General features: G+C 71.8%; 4 protein-coding genes. 3 read left to right on the top strand and 1 reads right to left on the bottom strand.

Translation table 11 applies throughout. The features are described 5' to 3' along the window. Positions 1-107: 107 nt before the first annotated feature. On the bottom strand, positions 108-1,556 hold the full coding sequence (locus tag AB0435_RS33780; protein WP_361534880.1) for an NAD(P)H-quinone dehydrogenase: 1,449 nt from the start codon (positions 1,554-1,556) through the stop codon (positions 108-110). Positions 1,557-1,734: 178 nt separating this feature from the next. Between AB0435_RS33780 and AB0435_RS33785 the strand changes: the two genes are divergently transcribed. The 3 genes from AB0435_RS33785 to AB0435_RS33795 all read left to right on the top strand — a co-directional run bounded on the left by AB0435_RS33785 (position 1,735) and on the right by AB0435_RS33795 (position 5,304). After that, the gene (locus AB0435_RS33785; RefSeq protein WP_366008555.1) at positions 1,735-2,172 is read left to right on the top strand and encodes a gamma-glutamylcyclotransferase; all 438 of its coding nucleotides are present in this window, start codon (positions 1,735-1,737) and stop codon (positions 2,170-2,172) included. 137 nt (positions 2,173-2,309) lie between these two features. After that, positions 2,310-3,131 (top strand): purine-nucleoside phosphorylase, encoded by an 822-nt coding sequence (locus AB0435_RS33790; RefSeq protein ID WP_366008556.1) that lies wholly within the window; start codon positions 2,310-2,312, stop codon positions 3,129-3,131. Positions 3,132-3,636: 505 nt separating this feature from the next. Beyond that, on the top strand, positions 3,637-5,304 hold the full coding sequence (locus tag AB0435_RS33795; RefSeq protein WP_366428699.1) for a phospho-sugar mutase: 1,668 nt from the start codon (positions 3,637-3,639) through the stop codon (positions 5,302-5,304). The last annotated feature ends 344 nt before the right edge of the window (positions 5,305-5,648 follow it).

Genomic DNA, 5,648 nt, shown 5'->3' on the forward strand with positions numbered 1-5,648 from the left:
GGCGTGCCGGCCGGAAGCCCTCGTACTGGGCGTACTCGGGTTTTCGGCCGGTGCGGCGAGAGTGCGTGCCGGGCGTCGCGACGCCGCGGAGATCCGTCAGGCACCCCTTAGCCCTCGCGCGGCGCCTTCCTCGCGTGCAGCTGCCGGGCCACCTCGGCGAGGGAGCCGGACAGCGAGGGGTAGACGGTGAACGCGTTGGCGATCTGCTCCACGGTCAGGTTGTTGTCGACCGCGATCGAAATCGGGTGAATCAGCTCGCTCGCGCGCGGTGCGACCACCACTCCGCCGACCACGATGCCCGTACCCGGACGGCAGAACATCTTCACGAAACCGTCGCGAATTCCCTGCATCTTCGCCCGCGGATTCCGCAGCAACGGCAGCTTCACCATGCGGGCGTCAATCTTGCCGCTGTCGACATCGGCCTGCGTATAGCCGACCGTGGCAATCTCCGGATCCGTAAACACGTTCGCGGATACAGCCTTGAGATTGAGCGGCGCCACCGCGTCACCCAGGAAGTGGTACATCGCGATGCGGCCCTGCATCGCCGCCACCGACGCGAGCGCCAGCACACCGGTGCAGTCACCGGCCGCGTAGACGCCCGGCGCGCTGGTACGGGAGACCCGGTCCGTCCAGATGTGGCCGGAGTCCTTGAGCCGGACGCCGGACTCCTCCAGGCCGATCCCGGCCGTGTTGGGGATCGAGCCGACCGCCATCAGGCAGTGCGTGCCGGTGATGACCCGGCCGTCGGCCAGCGTCACCTCGACGCGGTCGCCCACGCGCTTCGCGGACTGCGCCCGGGAGCGGGCCATCACGTTCATCCCGCGCCGCCGGAAGACGTCCTCCAGCACCGCGGCCGCGTCGGGGTCCTCGCCCGGCAGCACGCGGTCGCGCGACGACACCAGCGTGACCTTGGAGCCCAGCGCCTGATAGGCGCCCGCGAACTCCGCGCCGGTGACACCGGAACCGACCACGATGAGCTCCTCGGGGAGCTCGTCCAGGTCGTAGACCTGCGTCCAGTTCAGGATCCGCTCGCCGTCCGGGAGCGCGTCCGGGATCTCCCGCGGGTGCGCGCCCGTGGCGATCAGCACGGCGTCCGCGACCAGGGTCTCCTCGGTGCCGTCGACGGCCCGCACGACGACCTTGCGCGAGCCGTCCGGCGCCTGGTTCGGCTCCAGCCGGCCGCGGCCGCGCAGCACGCGCGCACCCGCCCGGGTGACGGACGCGGTGATGTCGTGCGACTGCGCCAGGGCGAGCCGCTTCACCCGGCGGTTGACCTTGCCCAGGTCCACCCCCACGACCCGGGCGGTCTGCTCCAGGGGCGGCGTGTCGTCGGCGACGATGATCCCCAGCTCCTCGTACGAGGAGTCGAAGGTCGTCATCACCTCGGCCGTCGCAATAAGGGTCTTCGAGGGCACGCAGTCGGTGAGCACCGACGCCCCGCCCAGACCGTCGCAGTCGACGACGGTCACCTCCGCGCCGAGCTGCGCGGCGACGAGCGCCGCCTCATAGCCGCCGGGTCCGCCACCGATGATCACGATCCGAGTCACGTACTCCATTGTCCCGTACCCGTCGAAGCGACTTCTCCCGGGGCCTCCCCCGTCGGTTCCGTACGCAAATCCCCACGTACATCCCTACGGGCATCCGTGCGACGACCGGCAGGAGGTTCCGGACGAACCTCCCTTCGAGACTGCCACCCCAAATGCCGTTCCGCCTCACTCCCGTACTCTCGGAGCCATGTCGCTCTACGCCGCGTACGCCGGCAACCTCGACGCGCGGCTGATGTCCCGCCGCGCACCCCACTCGCCCCTGCGCGGCACGGGCTGGCTCTCCGACTGGCGACTGACGTTCGGCGGCGAGCAGCTGGGCTGGGAGGGGGCGCTCGCGACCGTCGTCGAGGCGCCGCGCTCCCAGGTCTTCGTCGCCCTCTACGACATCGCTCCGATGGACGAGGACTCGATGGACCGTTGGGAGGGTGTCGGCCTCGACATCTACCGCCGGATGAGGGTCCGCGTGCACACTCTGGACGGGGAGGAGCCCGCCTGGGTCTACGTCCTCAACGGCTACGAGGGCGGGCTGCCCTCGGCGCGCTACCTCGGCGAGATCGCCGACGCGGCGGAGTCGGCCGGGGCGCCGCACGACTACGTGATGGAGCTCCGCAAGCGGCCCTGCTGAGGCCTTGCCGACGCCCCTCCGAGGCGTTGCTGATTCTTATGACGAATCCGTCTCGTCATAAGACACAAAGCAACAATCGGAACACCGTCACCAGCGACATCTACGCGCGTAGGCGAATAGCGGCTACCCTCGTCCGCGTGAACGCATCAGTTACTCCGGACATCCAGGCCGACCCGTACGCCGCGGCCGACGCCGCCGCCTCCCGCCTGCGCGAGCTCACGGGCGCAGAGACCCACGACGTCGCCCTGGTCATGGGCTCCGGCTGGGTACCCGCCACCGAAGCTCTCGGCACCCCCGAGATCGAGTTCCCGGTCACCGACCTCCCGGGCTTCTCCGCCGCCGCCGTCGCCGGCCACGCGGGCACCGTCCGCTCGTACAAGGTCAACGACAAGCGCGTCCTGGTCTTCCTCGGCCGCACGCACTACTACGAGGGCCGCGGTGTCGCCTCCGTCGTGCACGGCGTCCGCACCGCCGTCGCCGCCGGCTGCAAGACCATCGTCCTCACCAACGGCTGCGGCGGCCTCCGCGAGGGCATGCGCCCCGGTCAGCCGGTGCTGATCAGCGACCACATCAACCTCACGGCGACCTCGCCGATCGTCGGCGCGAACTTCGTCGACCTCACCGACCTCTACTCGCCGCGGCTGCGCGGCCTCTGCCGGGAGGTCGACCCGACCCTCGAAGAGGGCGTCTACGTCCAGTTCCCCGGCCCGCACTACGAGACTCCCGCGGAGATCAAGATGATCCGCACCCTCGGTGCGGACCTGGTCGGCATGTCCACCACCCTCGAGGCCATCGCCGCCCGCGAGGCCGGTGCCGAGGTCCTCGGCATCTCCCTGGTCACCAACCTGGCCGCGGGCATGACGGGTGAGCCGCTGAACCACGAAGAGGTGCTCCAGGCCGGGCGCGACTCGGCGACGGCCATGGGGGCGCTGCTGGCTTCGGTGCTCGACCGGCTGTAGTTCTCGCTGTTCGTGGGTGGGGTGGGGTGGCCTCAATCGCCGACCGGGCTGGGTTGGTGGCTGGACCGGGGGTGTGACCTCCGGGCTGAGGACCTGGAACGCGGTGCGAGGCGCCGTCAGGCGCATTGAGTGCCGTGACAACGCACCGCGTTCCCGCTGGGGGCACCTCCCAGCGGTAGCTGGGGGAGCTCCCGCCGCAGGCGGCAACGGACCCGCACGTCGGGGTCTGGGGCAGCGCCCCAGTTTCGGGAAGGGGCGGGGTAGGGGAAGAAGCCCGCCGCAGGCGCCAACGGACCCGCAGCCGGGGGTCTGGGGCACACGCCCCAGTTCGGGGAGGGGCGGGGCTGGGGAACAAGCCCGCCGCAGGCGCAACGCCACCGACCCCACACCCATGTGATTTATGAGCCCTACGTCAGGGCAACGATGCAACACCCGGTGACACACCTGCGCCCGCCCGGCAGAAGCGCAGCGGAGCCAGACACTCGACCACTCAGGAGGAGAAACCGTGGAGCGAGACCTCATCGCGCGAGCCAAGTCGTGGCTGGCCGAGGACCCCGACCCCGACACCCGTGACGAGCTCGCCCGGCTCCTCGACGCCGGGGACACCGCCGAGCTGAGCGTCCGCTTCGGCGGCACGCTCCAGTTCGGGACGGCGGGTCTCCGCGGTGAGCTGGGCGCCGGTCCCATGCGGATGAACCGCGCCGTCGTCATCCGCGCGGCCGCCGGTCTCGCCGCGTACCTCAAGAAGCAGGGCCACGTCGGCGGCACCGTCGTCATCGGCTACGACGCCCGGCACAAGAGCGCCGACTTCGCCCTGGACACCGCGGCCGTGATGGTCGGCGCGGGCCTGAAGGCCGCGCTGCTCCCGCGCCCGCTGCCCACCCCCGTGCTCGCCTTCGCGATCCGCCATCTGGGCGCGGTCGCGGGCGTCGAGGTGACCGCCAGCCACAACCCGCCGCGCGACAACGGCTACAAGGTCTACCTCGGCGACGGCTCCCAGATCGTGCCCCCGGCCGACGCGGAGATCGCCGCCGAGATCGCCGCGGTCGCGAGCCTCGACGACGTGCCGCGCCCCTCGGCCGGCTGGGAGACCCTGCGCGACACGATCGTGCAGGCCTATCTGGAGCGTACGGACGCGGTCCTGACCAACGGCTCCGCCCGGGACGTGCGCGTCGTCTACACGCCCATGCACGGCGTCGGCCGCACCGTCCTGACCGCCGCCTTCGAGCGGGCCGGCTTCCCCACGCCGACGGTCGTCGCCGAGCAGGCCGAGCCCGACCCGGACTTCCCGACCGTCTCCTTCCCGAACCCGGAGGAGCCGGGCGCGATGGACCTGGCGTTCGCGACGGCCCGCGAGGCCCAGCCGGACATCGTCATCGCCAACGACCCCGACGCCGACCGCTGCGCCGTCGCCGTGCCGGACCCCGAGTCCGCCGAGGGCTGGCGCATGCTGCGCGGCGACGAGGTGGGCGCGCTGCTGGCCACGCACCTGGTGCACAAGAAGGCTCAGGGCACGTTCGCGACCACGATCGTCTCCTCGTCCCTCCTCTCCCGCATCGCGGCCGCCGCCCCCGGCGCCGCGTACGAGGAGACCCTCACCGGCTTCAAGTGGCTGGCCCGCGTGGACGACCTGCGCTACGCGTACGAGGAGGCGCTGGGCTACTGCGTCGACCCCGAGGGCGTACGCGACAAGGACGGCATCACCGCCGCCCTGCTCGTCGCCGAGCTGGCCGCCGAGCTCAAGGAGACCGGCCGTACGCTCACCGACCTACTGGACGACCTCGCGGTCGAGCACGGCCTGCACGCGACGGACCAGCTCTCGGTGCGCGTCGAGGACCTCTCCCTGATCTCCGACGCGATGCGCCGCCTGCGCGAGCAGCCGCCCACGCTGCTGGCCGGCCTCCAGGTGACCTCCGCCGAGGACCTGGCCAAGGGCTCCGAGTCCCTCCCGCCGACGGACGGCCTGCGGTACCACCTCGCCGGTGACACCTCCGGAACGGTCTCGGGCGCCCGCGTCATCGTCCGCCCCTCGGGCACCGAACCGAAGATCAAGTGCTACCTGGAGGTAGTCGTCCCGGTGGCCTCGGCGATCGCCCTCACGGACGCCCGCGAGCGGGCGAACGAGGTCTTGAGCCTGATCAAGGGCGACCTGTCCCAGGCGGCGGGCATCTGACCCCTGCCGCCGGCCGGGGGCTCCACGCGAGCCCCCGGGGGTGCGGGTTCGTTGTGCCTGCGGCGCGTTGTTCCCCTGCCCGGCTGAGTGTGATGCACGGCTCCGCCACGCGGGGGCTGCGCCCCGGACCCCCGGAGTGCGGGTCCGTTGCGCCTGCGGCGGGCCGGCCCCGACCCCTTCCCGGCTTGCATCCAGTGTGCGGCTCCGCCGCGTGGGGCCCCGCCCCGGGCCCCTTGTCTGCGGGTCGGGTGGCGCCTGCGGCGGGCTTGTTCCCCTACCCCGCCCCTTCCCGAAACTGGGGCGCTGCCCCAGACCCCGAACCTCAGGTCCGTTGCCGCCTGCGG

It is taken from the genome of Streptomyces sp. NPDC051173 (genome assembly GCF_040689515.1).
Lineage (GTDB): Bacteria > Actinomycetota > Actinomycetes > Streptomycetales > Streptomycetaceae > Streptomyces.